This is a genomic window from Paenibacillus sp. FSL R7-277 (assembly GCF_000517965.1).
Lineage (GTDB): Bacteria > Bacillota > Bacilli > Paenibacillales > Paenibacillaceae > Paenibacillus_AQ > Paenibacillus_AQ silagei.
Map to the genome: position 1 here is coordinate 16306 of NZ_ASPX01000085.1, position 18192 is coordinate 34497.

General features: G+C 58.0%; 7 protein-coding genes. All 7 read right to left on the reverse strand.

Features of this window, described 5'->3' with window-relative positions; translation table 11 throughout:
- Window positions 1-26: 26 nt before the first annotated feature.
- A complete protein-coding gene (gene trxB / locus C173_RS25620) occupies window positions 27-968 on the reverse strand; it encodes a thioredoxin-disulfide reductase (protein WP_036730365.1) in 942 nt (313 codons plus the stop codon).
- A gap of 162 nt (window positions 969-1130) precedes the next feature.
- The gene (locus C173_RS25625) at window positions 1131-3077 is read right to left on the reverse strand and encodes a heavy metal translocating P-type ATPase (RefSeq protein ID WP_036730543.1); all 1947 of its coding nucleotides are present in this window, start codon (window positions 3075-3077) and stop codon (window positions 1131-1133) included.
- A 438-nt stretch (window positions 3078-3515) separates the two neighbouring features.
- On the reverse strand, window positions 3516-6011 hold the full coding sequence (locus C173_RS25630) for a GH36-type glycosyl hydrolase domain-containing protein (RefSeq protein ID WP_036730367.1): 2496 nt from the start codon (window positions 6009-6011) through the stop codon (window positions 3516-3518).
- Complete coding sequence (locus C173_RS35105) at window positions 6008-10426, reverse strand: glycoside hydrolase family 2 protein (RefSeq protein ID WP_036730369.1); 4419 nt, start codon at window positions 10424-10426, stop codon at window positions 6008-6010. The genes C173_RS25630 and C173_RS35105 overlap by 4 nt, the downstream gene beginning before the upstream one ends.
- A 2-nt stretch (window positions 10427-10428) precedes the next feature.
- Window positions 10429-11094 (reverse strand): hypothetical protein, encoded by a 666-nt coding sequence (locus tag C173_RS25640; RefSeq protein ID WP_036730371.1) that lies wholly within the window; start codon window positions 11092-11094, stop codon window positions 10429-10431.
- Between the two features lie 644 nt (window positions 11095-11738).
- Complete coding sequence (locus C173_RS25645) at window positions 11739-14018, reverse strand: helix-turn-helix domain-containing protein (RefSeq protein WP_036730373.1); 2280 nt, start codon at window positions 14016-14018, stop codon at window positions 11739-11741.
- 82 nt (window positions 14019-14100) lie between these two features.
- Window positions 14101-18180, reverse strand: a complete 4080-nt coding sequence (locus C173_RS25650; protein ID WP_036730375.1) for an Ig-like domain-containing protein — start codon at window positions 18178-18180, stop codon at window positions 14101-14103.
- Between the last annotated feature and the right edge of the window lie 12 nt (window positions 18181-18192).

An 18192-nucleotide genomic window follows, 5' to 3' on the forward strand; every position in this document is an offset into this window, starting at 1 on the left:
AATCCCTGCTTCTCCAAATGCCAGACTTACATAATTACTGCGCTGTGCTCCAGGCTCTCGATATATTTCTCGGCATCCATAGCCGCCATACAGCCGCTGCCCGCAGCCGTAATGGCCTGTCTGTAACGGGTATCCTGCACGTCGCCGCAGGCGAATACGCCGGGAATGTTCGTCTCGGAGGTGCCGGGATTCGATACGATATAACCGTTGGCATCCGTAGTGATCTGTCCGCCCAGGAATGCCGTATTCGGATGATGGCCAACCGCCACGAATACCCCGCTGGCTTCAATGAACTCTTCTTCGCCAGTCTCGTTGTTGATCACCTTCAGGCCAGTTACACCCTTGTCTTCGGCAATCACTTCAACAGGGGTACGGTTCAGTCCCCAGGTCACTTTGGCGTTATCGCGGACACGGTCCTGCATAATCTTCGAGGCCCGCAGCTCTTCGCGGCGGTGCACCAGGGTTACCTTGGATGCAAAACGTGTCAGGAAGCCCGCTTCTTCAAGCGCGGAATCGCCGCCGCCGACCACCACGATCTCTTTGCCGCGGAAGAAAAATCCGTCACAGGTAGCACAAGTGCTGACCCCGCGGCCAATATTATCTTGTTCCCCGGGAATTCCGAGATACTTGGCTGTGGCACCCGTGGAGATAATCAGCGTATCCGTAATCAGTGTGCCCATACCCTCCACGTTAAGCTTGAACGGACGGTCGCCCAGCTCCACGCTGTTCACCCAGCCGGTCACGAACTGTGCGCCGAATCGCTCAGCCTGCTTGCGCATATTATCCATCAGATCGGGACCCAGAATGCCTTCCGGGAATCCCGGGAAGTTCTCGATCTCCGTTGTAGTTGTAAGCTGTCCGCCTGGCTGCGGACCTTCGATAACTAGCGGGTTCAGGTTCGCACGGGCCAAATATATAGCAGCTGTCAATCCGGCCGGTCCAGTACCGACAATAATTGATTTGTACATGATGATATCCCCCTTGAGATGGACGGAAAAGACGCCATTCCTTATTTAAAATAATTATAATCTAGTATTTATTATGATCACCTCAAGGGGAGTTGTCAATATACCAGACCCGTTGTAAACGCTCCATTTTGTGAACAATTCAATTTTAAGCAATCTAAAGTGTTATCGCAAAAGACGCAGGCCGTTAAGGATGACGAGAATCGTACTTCCCTCATGCCCGACCACCCCGAACGGCAGCGCAATCCCCTGCACAAAGTTGCTGATCATCAAGGCGGCAATGACCGTTACGGCAAAAATCATATTCTGCTTCACAATCCGCTGCGTCCGGCGCGCCAGGGCAATCGTCCCGGCAATCTCCTCAATGTTGTCATTCATCAGCACCACATCGGCAATCTCCAGGGCAGCCCCGCTGCCCTTCATCCCCATGCCCATGCCAACCGTTGCGGTAGCGAGCGCAGGTGCATCATTCACCCCGTCGCCTACCATGATGACATGCCCGTATTGCTCCCGCAGCGCTTTGATGTGTGATACCTTATCTTCCGGCAAAAGCCCGGCGAACACGAGATCGACGCCGCTCTCACCCGCAATGACCCGGGCTGTAGCCTCGCGGTCACCGGTCAGCATCGCTACCTTGATCCCCAGATCATGCAGCTTGCGCACGGCAGCCGCCGCCTGGGGGCGAACGGTGTCCCGCAGGGCAATCATTCCGGCGATCGTCTCTCCGGCAAGGATCAGCGATACCGTTTTGCCTTCCTGTTCCAGCCTGCTGCGCAGAGCCTTCCAATTGTCCGTATCCCCCCCGGCAGCCGCCCCTTCCGCTTCATCCAGCAGATTCGACTTGCCGATCCGCCACAGCTGGCCGTCGATGACGCCTTCAATTCCCCAGCCGGTGACCGACTGGCTCTCTTCAATATCCCGCAGTCCGATCTGTTCCGCTTCCGCCAGCGCGACAATGGCCTCTGCCAGCGGATGCCCCGACAGCTTCTCAATAGAGGCGCTCACGGCCAGCAGCTCTTCCCGCACATAGCCTTCTCCGGCGATGAAGTCCGTGACCTGCGGGATGCCTTCCGTCAGGGTACCCGTTTTGTCAAAAGCAACGACCGAGGTCCGCGCCATATTCTCCAGATGTACCCCGCCTTTGAACAGGATGCCTTTGCGGGCGCTCTTGGAGATGGCCGACAGCATGGCGGGCATGATGGACGATACCAGCGCACACGGGGAAGCCACGACCAGGAACACCATTGCCTTGTAGAACGTATTGCTCCAGCTCCAGTCCAGCACAAACGGCGGCAAGGTGATCAGCAGGACCGTGGCAGCCACGACAACTCGGGCATATACGGATTCAAGCCGTTTGATAAAACGCTGCGAATCCGGCACCTCATTCTCAGCCTCTTCGACCATGCGGATGATTTTGGCGAACAGCGTATTCTCGGCCGTCTTCGTCACTTCTATATAGAGGGGGCCTTCTCCATTGACGGTACCGGCGAATACTTCACTGCCGGCAGCTTTGTCTACGGGAAGCGATTCTCCCGTGATGGAAGCCTGATTCACAGAGGATTCCCCCCGGCATACCTTGCCGTCAGCGGGAACCAGCTCACCCGGACGGATCAGCAGCAGATCTCCGAGCATGAGCTCATCAATCGTTACCTCACTCATCGCCCCCTGCTCAATCCGGACCGCAGTGGCAGGCTTGAGGGCCAGCAGAGCGGAGATGTCCTTTTTGCTGCGCTCCATCGTGTAGCTCTCCAGTGCTCCACTTAGGGCAAAGATGAAGATCAGCATCGCCCCTTCATTCCAGTAGCCGATGGAGGCGGCACCCAGCGCTGCAGCGATCATCAGCAGGTTGACATCCAGGTCACGTTCCTTGACCAGCGTCTCCACGCCCTCCTTCGCCTTCATCCAGCCGCCCAGCGTGTAAGAGATCACATAGAGGATGACGGATAAGACCTCCGACCAGCCGCTGGTGGCCCAGGCTATGAGCATAATCAGCCCGCTTCCCAGAGCGGCCTGCATTTCGGAGTTGCTGAGCATCGCCAGCGGATCGAAGCGGCGCGGTCCCGGAGTGCGGGGCTGCTGCGCCCCTCCTTGACGCGCTATGGATTTGGGCATTGATTTCGAGGTTGCTTGCATGAACAATCACCTTCCTGAATGGTTTTGGTTAAGCGCACACTTGAGAATGAGAGCCATTATTAACACCCTTAAAATGACACATGCTGCCCCGGCATCGCCGGGACAGCATGTTGAATGGGTATGGTAGTTGAGGATAATGACTGAGAGATAAATGAGAATGATAATCATTGTTGCAATAGAGCAACTATATTTCCTTCGTGCAACTTATAACTATACTATACCACGCCAGGCGTAAAAGTAAACCCGGGGGCAAGCCTGATTTTTGGGAAAGAGGGGGTTGCATCAACCGGCTGTCGTTGAACACTAACAAAAAGTCCCGCCGGGGCGCTGCTAAAGCCGTTAGCGGGACACTTTTTATACACTGCTTATATACTCTGAATCTAACTTAGACACTCTGTCTATACAGAAAGCCTATCGTTATAATATGACCTCCACTTTCACTGATTGCTTGTGCGGATATGCGGGAATGACTGTTCCTTCGAGACGCTCGCCGTCCACCCGGATTTCTTGGACGCCTGAGCAGACATGGCTGTTGTTCTTCACGGTAATCTCATACTCGCAGCCACGGAACCGCCGGGTGACCGAGAAGCCCTCCCAGGCAGACGGGATGCACGGGTTAATGGACAGTCCGGCCAGCACCGGCTTGATGCCCATAATGTACTGTGTAGCAGCTACATACATCCACGCAGCCGTCCCGGTCAGCCAGGATACATTCGCCAGACCGAAGCGGTCGGACTCTGGCCCGAACAGGTTCGAGGCATAGACATACGGTTCTGCCTTGTAGCGCCAGATTCCGGCTTGCTCCATAGCGATGTTCGGGATCAGCTGGCGATAATATTTGTACGCCTGATCCCCTCTGCCCAGCATGCACTCCGCAATAATCGCCCAGGTATTGGCGTGGCAGAAGACGGCCCCGTTCTCCCCGGTTCCTTTGTTATAGTTGGTTAACGGATCGGCGGGATCGGGAAAGGTGGTGATGGACGGATGCAGTTTTTTGATACCCAGCTCTGTATCGAGAATATCGCGCACACTGTCCATCGCCTTCAGCCCCTTATCAGGCTCGGCCATGCCGGACAGGGTCGCCCAAGTCTGGGCGTTGAGCCAGATCTGGGCCTCCTCATGCTCGGCGGTACCCAGATACCGCCCGTCATCCATCACCGCCCGCCGGAACCACTTCCCGTCCCAGCCCAGCGTGTTCACGAGCGACTTCTGCTCCCCGTAGAGCCGGTCATAGTACGCCGCATGCTCCGGGTAACCGGAAGCCGCCGCCAGATCCTTCATACGCAGCAGCACCGTCCCGAACTGCATCGCTGTCCAGATGCTCTCTCCCCTGCCCTCACGGCATACGCGGAAAAGCTGGTCATTCCAGTCCGAGCGCAGCATCAGCGGGAAGCCGTTCGGCCCCAGCCGGGAGACGGTGAAGTCCACCGCCCGCTTCAAATGATCATAGAGCGGCGCTTCACCGCCGTCATAGAAGGGAATAGTCTCCTGAAGGAATGCGGCTTCTCCGGTCTCGGCAAGAATGTCCCAGACGGCCAGCGCCGTCCACAGGTGATCATCCGAATGGATGCTGGTCACCGGGTCCCAGCCCTCATTCGGGAAAAAGTAATGATTCACATGCCCGTCCTGATACTGCTGCCCCAGGAGCAGTCGCACTTTATCTTTGGCTGCCTCGGGATCGTATGGTACGACTGCCAGAATATCCTGTGCCGTATCCCGGTAGCCTACGCCCCGGAAGGTACCGGTGGCATAGTACGAAATATTGCGCGAAAAAAGGAAGTTCCGCTGCGACTGGTACGGATTCCAGGTGTTGAGCATACGCTGCGCATCCTGATCCGGCAGCTCACAATTCCAGGCCCCGAGGTAACGCGCCCAGTTCTCCTGAAGCGCCGCGTAGGAACGGGTGACGAAATCCGCCTCCCGCGAATGGCTGATGGCCCGTTCAATCTCGCTCTCGTTCATCGCTGTTCCGAGGAAAAAGTTCACGGTGCGGGTCTCGCCAGGCGCAAGCTTTACCCGGACCTGGAGTGCGCCGCAGGGGTCGCCTCCCAGAATGGCCGAGCCGGTGCAGCCCCCCTGCTCAATAGCGGCCGGATTGGATTCACTGCGGTAGCTGCCGATGAATTCTTCACGGTCTCCGTCATACCCGGCGAGCGGTGCATCGGACATCATATAGACGAGCGGAGTTTCGTCCGGCTTGGGCTGATTTTCCACCCCGTATTTGTAGATCAGTGCTTCCTTCTCATGATACTGCACCGACACCTGATGCTTGTTATAGCATTGCCATTGCAGCTCGCGCATGAATTCCATCATCCCAAATTCGGCATAGGCATACACGTTCAGCTCCTTGACCTTGCTGCTATGGTTGGTCAGCGTCAGATTCCAGATCAGCGAGTTCTCATAAGGCCCGACAAAATAAACCGTCTTCGCCGCCAGCTCATCCGCCTGCGCTTCGAAGCGGGTATAGCCCATGCCATGGCTGCTCCGCCACTCCTGCGGCTTCCGGAAGGCCGGCTCATACGTGGGACACCAGTAGCTGCCTGTTCCGGCATCCTGCAAGTAGATATAAGGACCGGAGCGGTCGGTCGGCAGATGGAAAAAACGGTAGCGGGTAATCCGCCAGATCTGCGGAGACTTATAGAAGGCCAATCCCCCGCCCGCATGGGACAGCATGGTATGGAAGGTTCCGTTGGATAAATAGTTCAGCCAGGGGGTCGGCATATCATGCCGCTTGAACTCTACCTCCCTCGCGTCATCATTGAAGGCGAAATACTGGTCCAGCTCTGTATCGCGGCCGGGAGGGCCTGCGGGTGGAGTGAGTGATGTGGGTGGTACGGATGATGCAGATGCTGCGGATGGCACCTGTTCATTGGCGTTCATATCGGTCTGCTCCTCTCCATTGGTTCTGCTCACTTGGGCTCCACCTCATCCATCGTCAGGCGGAACTCCAGATCATTCATATACGTGCCGTCTGTATTCAGGAACACCATGCCGAAGGCGATATCCTCCTGTGCTCCCCGAACGATGGCGATCAGGCGGTTGATCCCGCTGGCCAGCGTAATCTCCTGTTCAGGATCTGCCACCAGCCTGCCATTCATATAGATCTCAAAAGCACAGGCCGAGTTCACCCGTAGTCTGCCGGTTCTCGTTCCACCCGGCTTCCCGCTGCCTGCGGCTGCTTCGGTTGCATCCCCCGTCTCCGGCAGATGCACGAAGCAGCTCAGGAACAGGGGCCGGCCCTCCGGTGAGGGGATGAGGAAGGTTCCGTCCGGGCGTCGTTCTTTTTTCTTCATCCAGCCGTATAGGCCTTCCCCCAAATTGTTCAGGGAGAATTCGGGGTCGGTATAGTAGTCCTTCATCACCTCGTAGTCGGTATGCGGCGGACAGAACAGTGTCATTGCGGACTCCACCGCCCACTGCGCATCTCCCTTATCATGAAGCAGCAGCTCATCGGCGAAAGCGGCCCCGAGATTGCCGAGCAGGCGCGTGTAGAGCCTGAGACTCTTGTCGCTATCCGGGTCGGCGAGCAGCTGCGAGCAGACGATCTCTCCTGCTCCGGCCGCCTGCCGGATCACAAAAGCTCCCGGGGCAGCCGCCTTCCTGCGGTTCAGCTCGACCAGCGCCAGCCTGCTGTATTCCGCCGTATGCTGCCCGGCGAAATAGTCCTTCCAGGCTGTGTCTTCGACGCTGGTGCACAGCACCTCCGCATCTGGCACCTCCAGCCTGTACCCGGCCAGCTTCCGGTTGACGACATCCCGGGGCGAGAGATGCACCTTGTCGAAGCCGAACAGGTCGACGGGGCTGATGCCCTGCATGGCGGCGTGCGCATAGTCCGCCACCAGATGATACGTCCCGTGCGGCGCGATGCGCACGGAAGCATGCAGCAGGCGGGCAAGCGCCTCCTGCCCGCCTTGCTCTGCCGGCAGCACCAGCACGCTGCCGCCGGCCAGGGCTGCCTGGCGCACGGCTTCCGCCGCGCCCGGTGCGCCCAGCAGTGCGGCCTCCACGACGAGGAGGCCAGGGGTCAGGCCGGACAAGCCTGCGGCGCTGTCCAGCCTCTGGCCCTTCAGGCGGAGCTTGCCGAGCAAGGCTGCCGCCGGACTGTCGCTGCGAACCCAGACCGCAGCGGACCTTGCCGCGGCTGGATCGGCTGCTGCGGGCTGCACCGCAGCCGGGGCTGGAGCAGTTACGGCTGCGGTAAGATCGGTGCAAGATGGAACGGTAGCGCATTGCTCCTCTACGACGGACCTGGCGGCGGTGGCAAGATCGGCTGCTGCGGTCTCCGGCGCGGCGGACCGCAGCGCAACAGCCGCCGGACCAGCGGCCGCGTGGACTGCGCGGCCCGCATACTGCAGCAGGCTGCGCAGCAGCAGCTGCGCCTGAGGAACCCGCTGGAGATGGTCCATAATCTCCAGCTGATTCGCCAGAAACATGCCTGCTCCGCTGCGGTATTCGAGCAGCGGCGACCACAAATCGCCGCCGTCTCCGAAGTCCCCTGCGCTGCATTCCAGCAGCAGGGTGAAGTCGCCGATTACCGGCTTCTCGAACGCCGCATGGATGATCGGCAGCGGCCCGTCCTCGCGCAGCTCCTCATGCCAGTACATCAGATCTTCCGGGCCTAATCCCCGGAGCACCGGATGCCCGTAATCCCCGGCATGTGCGCGGATGAATTCCCGGCGGGTGAGCGGCAGTCTGCCGCAAGAGAGATGAAGCTGCTCCAGCAGCAGCAGCCGGCCGCCCCGCTGCACGAATCCTCTCAGCCTCCGGTCAAGCGACCCATCCTTATCCTCCATTTTGCTGCCGGCAATCAGCAGGCTTCCAGCCGCAAGCTTATCTACCGCTTCCGGCTCTGCCCGGACCAGAGCGGGCACCAGCGCGTGAATCGCCTGGAAGTCCCGGTCAGAGCCGATGTATGCTGCGGACAGGGCAATCTCTACCGGCTCGGTCCGGCAGCTGCCGGACAGCAGGCGGTAGCTTACCTCAAGCTCATGCATCAGCTCGCTGCCATGGAACAGCCGGGCAGACAGAGTGGCTTCTCCTTCACCTAGTGGTGCTCCTACTCCGGCCCCCTCTCCTCCTTTTGCCCCTTTTCCTACTCCTGCCCCATCTTGTACTGATGTCCCATCTTGTACTGATGTCCCATCTCCTGCTGCTACCCCAGCTCCTTCGCCATGGACTGCCTCCGGCATCCACTCCAGCCGGATGCTCCGGCGCTGAGCAGGCTCATGACGGAAGCGGAAGGTCTCGCTGTGTACGCTGCGCCCGCCCTGCATGACTTCACATTCCACCGTTACTTCCTGCGTGGACAGTGTATCGTTATAGACATCGAAGCTGCGGGAGACCGGCGTATCATCGAAGAAGCAGCGGTTGTATTCGGCGGCAATCAGCGTTACCGGCTTGAAGGCCGCAGCCATAATAGCAAAAGCCGGATTAGGCCTGTAGACCGGATACGCCTCCGGCAGCAGCCCGTTGTTCAGCGAGAGCGAGTAGGCCGGAATCACAGCAGGCTTAGGGCCGGGGGTGGTCAGGTCAGCCTGCGGCAGCTTGATCTCCTGCTCCGGCATCGCCCGCATGAAGTAATGGACAAAGTTAAAGGTAGAGATGCCTGAAACTCCCTGCCGCCTTGCATATTCCACGAACAGCCGCTCCTTGCGGGCCAGCCCAGCAGCACTTGCGTCTGAATCTTTATATACATCCATTCCCGAGTACATGCTGCTGTTTTGCGGACAGATGTACCACCAGCCGCCATGTTCGCCGAAGGTGAGCGGAGCCTGCCGGTCCCACTGCGCGATGGTGCCGTCAATATTGTAATGGCGGCTCTCCACCTCGGTCTGCTGCCTGGAGACCAGGCGGTTATCTCCTTCTACCATGACCGGACGGGTATCATCCAGCGCCTTCATCAGCTCAATCAGGCCGGGGATATGCTGCTTGTATTCATCGCGTCCGTCCACCCAGCGCATCTCGTTCTGCACACTCCACAGGATGACCGAGGGGTGATTCTTGTCCCGCTGCACCAGCCGCTGCACATGCGCGCGGCAATTGCCGATGAAATCTGGATGGGCGGCATCCATGCTTTTGCTGGAGCCGTAGATAGCCGTCTCATCGACAATCAGCATCCCCTCCTCATCGGCAATCCGCAGATAATCTGACGGATACGGCTGCGCATGGAGCCGGATGCTGTTAATGCCTGCCTGCCGGCACATCCGGTACCAGTTACGGATATAGTCCTCTGTCTGCTGGGCGGCACCCTGAAAATGCCAAGAGTCCCCCCGCAGATTAACGGGAATCCCGTTCAGCATAAACTGCGGCCCTTCGCACCAGAACTCCCGGAAGCCGAAGGTCTCGCTCCGGCGGTCCAGAACGACATCGCCCGATTGAAGCACTAGCTCCAGCTCATACAGGACAGGGGAATCCGGACTCCACAGCATGGCCTCCTGCCAGGGCAGGCTGAATGCCGCTCCTCCCCACTCCCGGCTGCCGGTATTTCTGCATAACTGCCGTCCGGCCGCAGCCTCCGCAGGGCGAAGCGCTACTGCGGCTTCCGCTTCAAGTACGGGCAGCGGACGGGCGGCCGCCAGCTTCTGCGACAGATGGGGCGGCTCTGTCCGTGCGGCCGGAACGCCGGACGTTCGCTCCCTGACCTGCAAAAGCACCCGCAGTCCTTCGGACAAGGGACCGTCTACTGTGCCGCTTATCAGGGCATCCACTTCCAGCCTTCCTTGCCGGACAGAGGTGCGGATCGTAAGATCCTCCAGCGATACCGGCGGATAGGCCTCCAGGAAGACATCCTGCCAGATGCCCCGGGCGATTCTGCCGAACCAGGAGCCGGAGAGTCCGGTGATTTTGGTCTCCCCGGAGGGAAGCACCGCCGTGTCGAAGCTACCGCAGACCACGTGCAGCTGCTGCTCCCGGCCGGGCTTCACCAGCCCGGTGATATCCAGCCGCAAGGGCAGGAAGCCGTCCTCCCAGAGCGCAATCCGCTCGCGGTCCAGATAGATGGCCGCTTTTTGCATAATGCCATCGAACCGAAGTACGACCCGCTGCTCCAGCATTGTCTCCGGCACCTGAAAGCTGCGGTGAAGCACCCCGGCTTCGGCTGCATTCCATTCCTCCGGGTAGCTGTACACATCGAAGGGCTGAAAATTATGGTCGGCGACTTCGCCGAATTTGCTGCCCGAAGGCGCAGTATAGCTGTAGCGCCAGCTCGATGGAACCTGTATTTTACGGGCCTCGTATTGCAATTTCTCCGGAAGGGCGCGAGTGCGCGGCTGGTCATAGAGCGGCATGAAATCCCACTCACCATTGAGACATATCGATGTACGTAGCATAATCATTCTCCTTTTTCCGCATAGGGGCGGGGGATGGTTAGGACGAGCGTAAGCTTTTTCCAAATGGCCTGATCCGGCGGCATCTCACTCCATTTCCTGAAATGCGGGTCCATCACCTCACCCCAGTTGTCCGGCCGGAGATTCGTGGTAAGCTTCCCGGCGTACGGGGCAGGCTCCACCGTTGCAGGCAGCTCGGAATAAAAAAACAGCAGGTTCTCATGCAGCCCGATAATCCCATATTTGTCACCGTCTCCCGGGCGCTCCTCCTGATACTGGTAATGGTGATACACATAGCTTGCGACCTGCTCCGGCTTCAGCGCCGCCACTCTTCCGTAGGGGGTTCCCGCCGCATGACTGCGCTTCCAATGCTCTGCGGAGACCGGCTGCTGATAATGGAAAATATCCATCATAGGCACCCACAACCGGGGCTGCTCCCCTCCCGGCCATTCCTTGAGCATCTCTGCCGCGCCCTGAAATAGCTGCTCCGGCTCCACCTCCCGGCGGGTGCACTCATAGTATAGAAACAGCTCCTTGCCATCCTGTAAAATACTAAGCCGTCCCAGGCCCAGCCTGTCCATGCGTTCATTCAGCAGCCCGGTCTGTGCCTCCCAGAACGTCGACGGATCAGCATCCTCCCTGCACTCGGCTCTATATAAACAACGCTGCATCGTGTCCCTCCAGCCTTATGTCATCTACCCTTCTAGAGTAACGTATCCGGCGGGCCGATTCCTTGACGATCATGCCCTTCTTTAGCATAATAACGACATGCAAAAATGCAGCTATACGTGCACATGATGCGGCAACCGAATCCGGGCTTACTGTCAGCGCTGTGCAGACTACCCGCCAATGTTTCAGAATAAAGGAGAGGCTTGTTCCGGGAGAAAATAAGATGCTGATCGAGGCCTGCCAACGCCGGCACTGGGGGGGACATATACACTTGACTCTTGCGCCAACAGTGCTATTCCAGTAAATACGGTGTATTTATCCCTTCATCCGTGCGCCGACGGTAGATTTACGTAAATGCAGTGTATTTATACCCTTCATCATTGGGCTCGCACGCAGACACGTGAACCAATGTATGCGGAAAACAGCATACATGCGCCAACGGTGGATTTACGGAAATGTGGTGTATTTATGCACTTCATTCGTGCGCCGATGTTGTTTTCCAGAATGGCAGCGCCTCAGCAGCAAGCAGACGAACAAGACGGCCGGAAACCCCGGCCGTCTTGTTACACACCTATACCCCGTAGCTTCGCCAACTATAACCGGCTAATCGCTGTGCGCCCCGCTCACATCACATGGCCATATGAGCCTAACTCTCCCCATCACCCTCACTATCACCACCATGCAGGGGACTCCCCTGGGCTTTGCGGTATTCGCCCGGCGTGATACCTTCGAGCTTCTTGAAGACGCGGATGAAGGACATGGGGTACAGATACCCCACACGCTCCGCGATGCTCTGCACTGGTTCGGAGGTTCCGGTCAGCAGGCGCTTAGCCTCCTCCATACGCAGGCGGGCCAGATAATCGACGAAGTTCTCGCCGATCTCCTCCTTGAAGATCCGGCTTACCGTCTTGGTGTTCATGGCGAAGCTGTCGGCAACATGGGTCAGGGAGAAGTCGGGGTCCGCGTAATTGCAGCCAATGTATTCGCGCACCTTATTGGCGAGTGTGTACTGCTCCCGGTTCATCCGCAGGCTGCTCAGCGCCTCCTCCATCTCCTCCAGCGAAGAGACCAGTTCCCCGTGCAGCTCCTCAATCCATTCAAAAGACTCCGGTGAATGCGGAATGCCCCGCAGCCGTCCGTTATTCCAGATCCCCTTCATCTCCGGCGGCAGCTCCTGCATCTCCCGGGACAGCCCGGTCTCCAGCAGCCTCAGCAGCCGGACGATATCCTCCTTGGAGTAGTTGCCGCCTGCCAGCAGTTCAAAAATCCGCTCGATCAGCGGCTTCCACTCTGCGTTCCCCAGCCGGTACAGCTGGGGAACGGCACCGATGGCCTGGACCAGCACATCCATTCCTTCAGCCGGAGGCAGCGAGCCGGCAGGCGCCGCATAGACGCGGCCTGGGCCAGCGGTTATTTTGCGGTCCAACGCCCCCAGGGCCTGGCGGTACGCACCCGATAAGCTGCTGAGACCGGCGGCAGGTCCGCTGATGCCGAAGGTAGCCGTGAACTTGAGATGCTGCTTCACCCAGGACCGGGCAGATTCAGCAATGATCAGCGTCTTCTCTGTGATGTCCGCTGCCTCCTCATCCGCAGAGCGGCGGAACAGCAGTCCCAGACGGACCGGTCCGATCCACTCAGTCCACAGGGACACCCCTTCCTTCTCGGAAATCTCCTGAATCACACTGCGCAGGGTGAATTTGAACAATGCCTGATCCCGTGCCGAGTAACCTGCGGCAAAAGCCTCATAGAAATCAATCTCGGCAATGCCCACCACCGCACCTGCGAATTCACCGTCCATCCCGATCCGTTCCGCTTCCCTGCTCCAGTTATCCGCCGACATCTGGCCGCTGTTCTCCAGCAGCTCCTTGAATAACTGATTCCGCCTGTGCAGAATCCCCTCGACCTGCTGCTTCTCATAGCTGTTGGTCTGCTCGATCAGGCTCTCCAGCGCATGGCCGATGAAGGCAAATTCGTCGCCTTCCTTGCTCTGCGGCTTCCAGCCGAAGGCACGGTCCTCTCCGAACCTGTAGATCCGGCTCATGACCTGCTCAATCGGACGGTAATTCCGGTGGCTGATATAGGTCATGGCCGCAATCCCGCCAACGACAGCCGCAAAGCCCAGAATGGCCCAGATATTGGAGAAGGCCGACAGCAGCGAGAAGGCCTCCGCCCGCGCCATTCCAACCTTGATCGTCCAGCCGGTATAGGGGGACATCCGGCTAACCGCCCGATCCTGAACCTGCGGGTCAGAACAGGTATCCGCACCTGCAAAAGCAATCCCTCCGGCATCCTTCAGACAGATCTCCGTATTCGCCATGTTCATATCCTGGATCAGCGTCTGCAGAGATTCCTTGCGCACATTAATGACAATCAGTCCCTGCTCGCCGGAGAAGTAAGGCACCTGCTCCACAAGTGAAATGACCGACTTCGGCTGGTCCTCCCCGGAGAAAAGCTGCAAGTCACGGATTCCGCTCCAGATATAGCTCGGGGCATTCCCCATCGCAGTCTCAATAAAGCTGCGGTCCCCGAAGTCTGGCAGGCGGGAGGCGAAATGCTGCATCAGCACCTTGCCGTCGGTTGCGCGGTATAGATAGACCGAATCAATCATCGGCAGCGGCGACATGAAATCCAGCAGCACCTCCGCGACCCCGTAATCCTGATAAGGGTCAAGCTTCCCCGGCCGGTCGAAATAACTGCCAACCTTCTCATCCAGCAGCAGGCTTTTGATCGTGGTGGTCTCCAGGTTGCGCAGGGTGGTGTCCACAATCTGCAGCACATTTTCCGCGTACACGCCGTTTGCCTGAGCCGTCTGTCTCTCCATCGCTTCATTTAAGGTCAGGAAGAATAAAATGATGAGGCAAAATACTACGGCAAACAGAATCGGCAGGTAGGAAAGAATCAGTCGGTACAGCCATTTCTTATGCATCGGTGTCATCCCCTGTAAGTCCAGATGTTGGCTATCTCATTAATGATATGGGCTGCGCACCCGGATTCATAAGCTTATGCTGTCAATCTCCCAGCTCCGTGCTCGCATTGCGGGAGACCAGCCCGAAGTACCCCGCTTCACCAATCGCCCCTGCGGCGGTATCCAGATAATTAAAGATCTGCACCCCGTCCACCTTCAGGATCAGACGCACACCCCCGGACTCTTGAAAAGCGCCCAGCTGAACGCGGCTCTGCACCCCGAAGGTAATGGCTGTATTCGGAATCGCTGGCCCGCCGAGGCTGGTCAGGCCATCAATCTTGCCGTAGATCACAGTTCGTACCCCCTCGTTGAAGCGGTGCAGCTCGATGCCCGATGTCCCTATGACCACCAGATACATGCTGCCGGTGCTATAGCTCAGCTCCTTGCTCTGGTTATTGAGCATCAGGGCGTACCAGTTGGTAGAGGCTGCGCTGTCATTGATCTTCATCTTGAAATCCAGCAGCTCATTCTGGTATTTGCGGTTCTGGTAGATGACATGCCCTCCGGGGGCCCTCAGCGTAAGGCTGTCTTGCCCGGTCTCCTTCAGCCCGTTCGCCGTTGCCGATACATACCAGCCATCAGGGTCTTGCAGTTCCGCCGTCAGGGGATGTTCGTATTGGCTGGCCTCATTCCACACCTTAACTTCATATTGCCCCTGGGTCACGGTGCCCAGATATTCGGCCGATAACGTGAGAGTAGCCGAGCCGGTCTGATGCCCCGTCAACAGGCCGGTGCCGCTTACGCTGACGATGGAAGGATTGCTGCTGGTATAGGTGACTTCCTCCAGCTCCTCGTGGTTGCCGAACAGCGTCTCGCCGTAAGGCTGCAATTGCAGGTCGGTGCCTTCACGGATATACGCCACATTGCCGTCATGCCCCTCCAGGCGGACCGTGGCTAAGGTATCGCCCACAAATACATCCGTTGTGATTGTCCGCAAAATGGAGCCGTTAATGATGTTCACGATAAGCTTCGTCTGTCCCTGGGTCAGTCCGGTGACCACGCCCGCGCTACTAACCGAGGCTACGGCCGGATCGAGAATGCTGTAATAGAGGCTGCTGGTTTCCTTGCCCAGCGGCTGGTCTTTGCCGTTCATGGCATGGACGGAGACCTGTCCGCTGCCGCCTGCGGCCAGCTTGAGCGGATCAAGCTTCCAGCGGCTGACCTGCCCTTCTGCTGCAGAGGCATATTCCGGCTCCAGCCCGGCCTGATCAATGATCGAGCGTGCCGCCTGAGGCCACTCTGCATCCGGCCGGACCGTATTGTTCTCAAACAGAACATTGCGCCCGTTGTTGGTATAGCCGTCAGTAGTTGTATAGTTGTTCACGAAATCCACATCATGGATGGTCGGCACATACGCCATCGCCCAACGGAGCGATGAATGCCATAGCGGAGCATCCTTCAGGTCGATCACATTATGCTCAAATTTCCAGTAAGCGGAGCCTTCATCCGTGTAAAGGGCGGAATTGCCGTCCATCTGGTTGCGGATGTAGTTGCCGCTGACCAGATTTTTGTCCTCTGCGGTGGCTCCGGTAGGTCCGAGACTGTAGATAGCGCCTCCGTCACGCAAGCCCATTCCCATAAGGTCATAGATCAGGTTATCCTGAATCTTCACGTTCCGGGTAGCTGCGTCGAACAGCTTATCCCAGCCATAACCGACATGAGTTCCGCTGTAAGGCAGATTGTACATTTCATTATGACTGATATCCATGTCCACCGGATACCCGGCGGATACAGCGGAAGCCGATTTGTAGTCAATACCGATGTCGTGGATCACATTGTTCAGCACATCATTATTCTTCATCAGCAGCCTGTGGTCTGCAGGATGGTAGATATTCCGGTCGGAGGAATTCGGCTGCCCCACATTCAACGCACTGCCAGAAATATCATAGAAGCGGTTGCCCTCAACCTGGCTGTTCTGAACCCCGTTCTGCATCCGCACCGCCGTAATGCCGAGCTTGGTGAACTCATTGTTGCGGAAATTCACCGTGTTGGCCAGCTCCAGCATTACCGCCGCATCGGTCAGCTCATCGGGGATGGACGGATAACGCAGATGGTTATTCTGTGAATCGGAATGTCCCGCCGCCGTACTCGGGCGGTTCCAGGTGGTGTACATGAATTTCAGGCCTTCAAAATTCAGATTGCGCACCGGTTCATCCGCCGATATACCATACACTGTGGCGAGCTGCTCCAGTACCGGAACCACAACCCCGGCCGTGGACAGATCCTCCCAGGCACGCGGTTTGTAATACAGCATACCTTCATTCCGGTTATAGTACCATTCCCCGGACTCATCCAGCAGCTCCATAGCATTCTGGTAATAGACGGGCACAGTCGCCGAGGTTAATCCCCGGTTAAAGACCGCGCTCCGGCCCGGCTCCTGCAGGACTATCTGTGCTTTGCCGCCTGAAGCGGTTACCGACTCTACCTTAATCCGGGAATTCGTCCACAGCTCATTGAACACCAGCTCCATATCGGACGTATTGCTCCACCCGGCCAGCTCCGTATTATCCGAGGTATAGCCGGTTGCCGTCTTCAGCGGATTCACGAGTCCCGCTGTGCTCCGGGCCCGGACTGCCCGGATACCATCCACGAACAGCTGCCTTGTCTGAAGGCCGGTTCCGACATTTGCCCGGTAGATGCCCTTGGCGCTGTCAAACACCGTCCAGCCTGTGACGGACCGCCCGCCGCTGATGGCCGCCTGCTCCCCGGGATAGCTGCGGTAGGTGACAAAATATCCGTTCGTCCCGGAATCCTCCGGTGTGAATTCCAGCGGTTCCGTCAGCGTGTAGGTCCCTTCCCGCAGATTGACGATGATGTCAGCGTCCATATCCTCATTCAGCTGCCGGACCTCGGCCTGCGCCCGGGCAATCGTCCGGAAGGGCGAGGCTTCCGTGCCGTCATTGTTGTTGTCGTCCCCGCCCGGAGCGACATACAGCTCCTGTCCGGTTGTCCGTCCGGTTACGGTAACGGATGTCTCGGCCCGGACGCTTCCGGTCTCATCCGTGACGAACACGGTAGTTGTTCCGGCGCTTACCCCCGTCAGCTCTCCGTAGCGGTCAATCACGGCGATGCTCTCATCCTCCGTTCCCCACAGGATGCCTGTATCCGTATTGTCTTCCGGTGTTACTGTTGCCTGTAACAGCACACGGGAGCCTGCGGGAACCGCCCGCTGAAGCGGAGCCAATACAATATCCGTGATCGGATCTTCGTAGACGGCTACCGTAGCGGTTACCGCCGGAAGCGCTTCGTTCGGCTCAGCTGTAACGGTCGTCACCCCCTCACGGATGCCGGTAACCAGACCGTTGGCGTCCACAGTTGCCACCTCCTCGCTGCCGGTGGACCAGGCTGCAGTCTGATCCGTTGCATCTGCAGGTGTGAACTGGAGCGGCAAGGACAGCTTCTCCCCTCTTCGCAGCCCGTAAGACTGCTGGGAGAAGGCTGCACTTACCGCCTGCTTGTATCCGCTTACAATAAAATTGTCAAAACCTATCTTGCCGATGCTGTCCTTATAAAAACCCATGTAGAATAAGGCTAACGCTCCTCCCTCGGCCATTGGCTCCCTCGTCAGCAGACGCTTGCCGTCAATGGACAGATCGAAGGTATGGCTGCCGCTGTCGAGGGCAACCCGTACGTCATACCACACCCCTGCCGATATTGGCAGTACGGAGGTCCATGATCCGGCACCTTTTTTCATATAACTGAACGCACCATTATTAATGGCGAATTTCACCAGCGTCACAGAACCGCTCTGCGGGGTGGGCAGGTAGATCACCGCTCCGGTCTGCTCCGCTCTGAACGAATAGCTTAACAGGCTTCTGTACGTAACATCCGTAACGGATCTGCTTATAATGTAGCTGCCCGCTGCTTTGGCTGCCTGCTGAATCTCCAGCAGCTTGCCGGCGTAGCCTTCCCAGGTCTGTACGGCAACGCTCACCCCCTGCGGCGGCGTCTTGATGGTCCAGCCGGCCGGCTTCGCACCGGGACTATAAGATTCAAAGGTCTCCTCCAGCTTATAATTACTATCCGCCCGGGCCACAGAACCAAGGTCTGCCGGGAGCAGACCCATCAGCAGAACCAAAATGATAGCGTATACAAAATACGGTTTCCGACTTGATTTTCTCATAATAGCCACCTT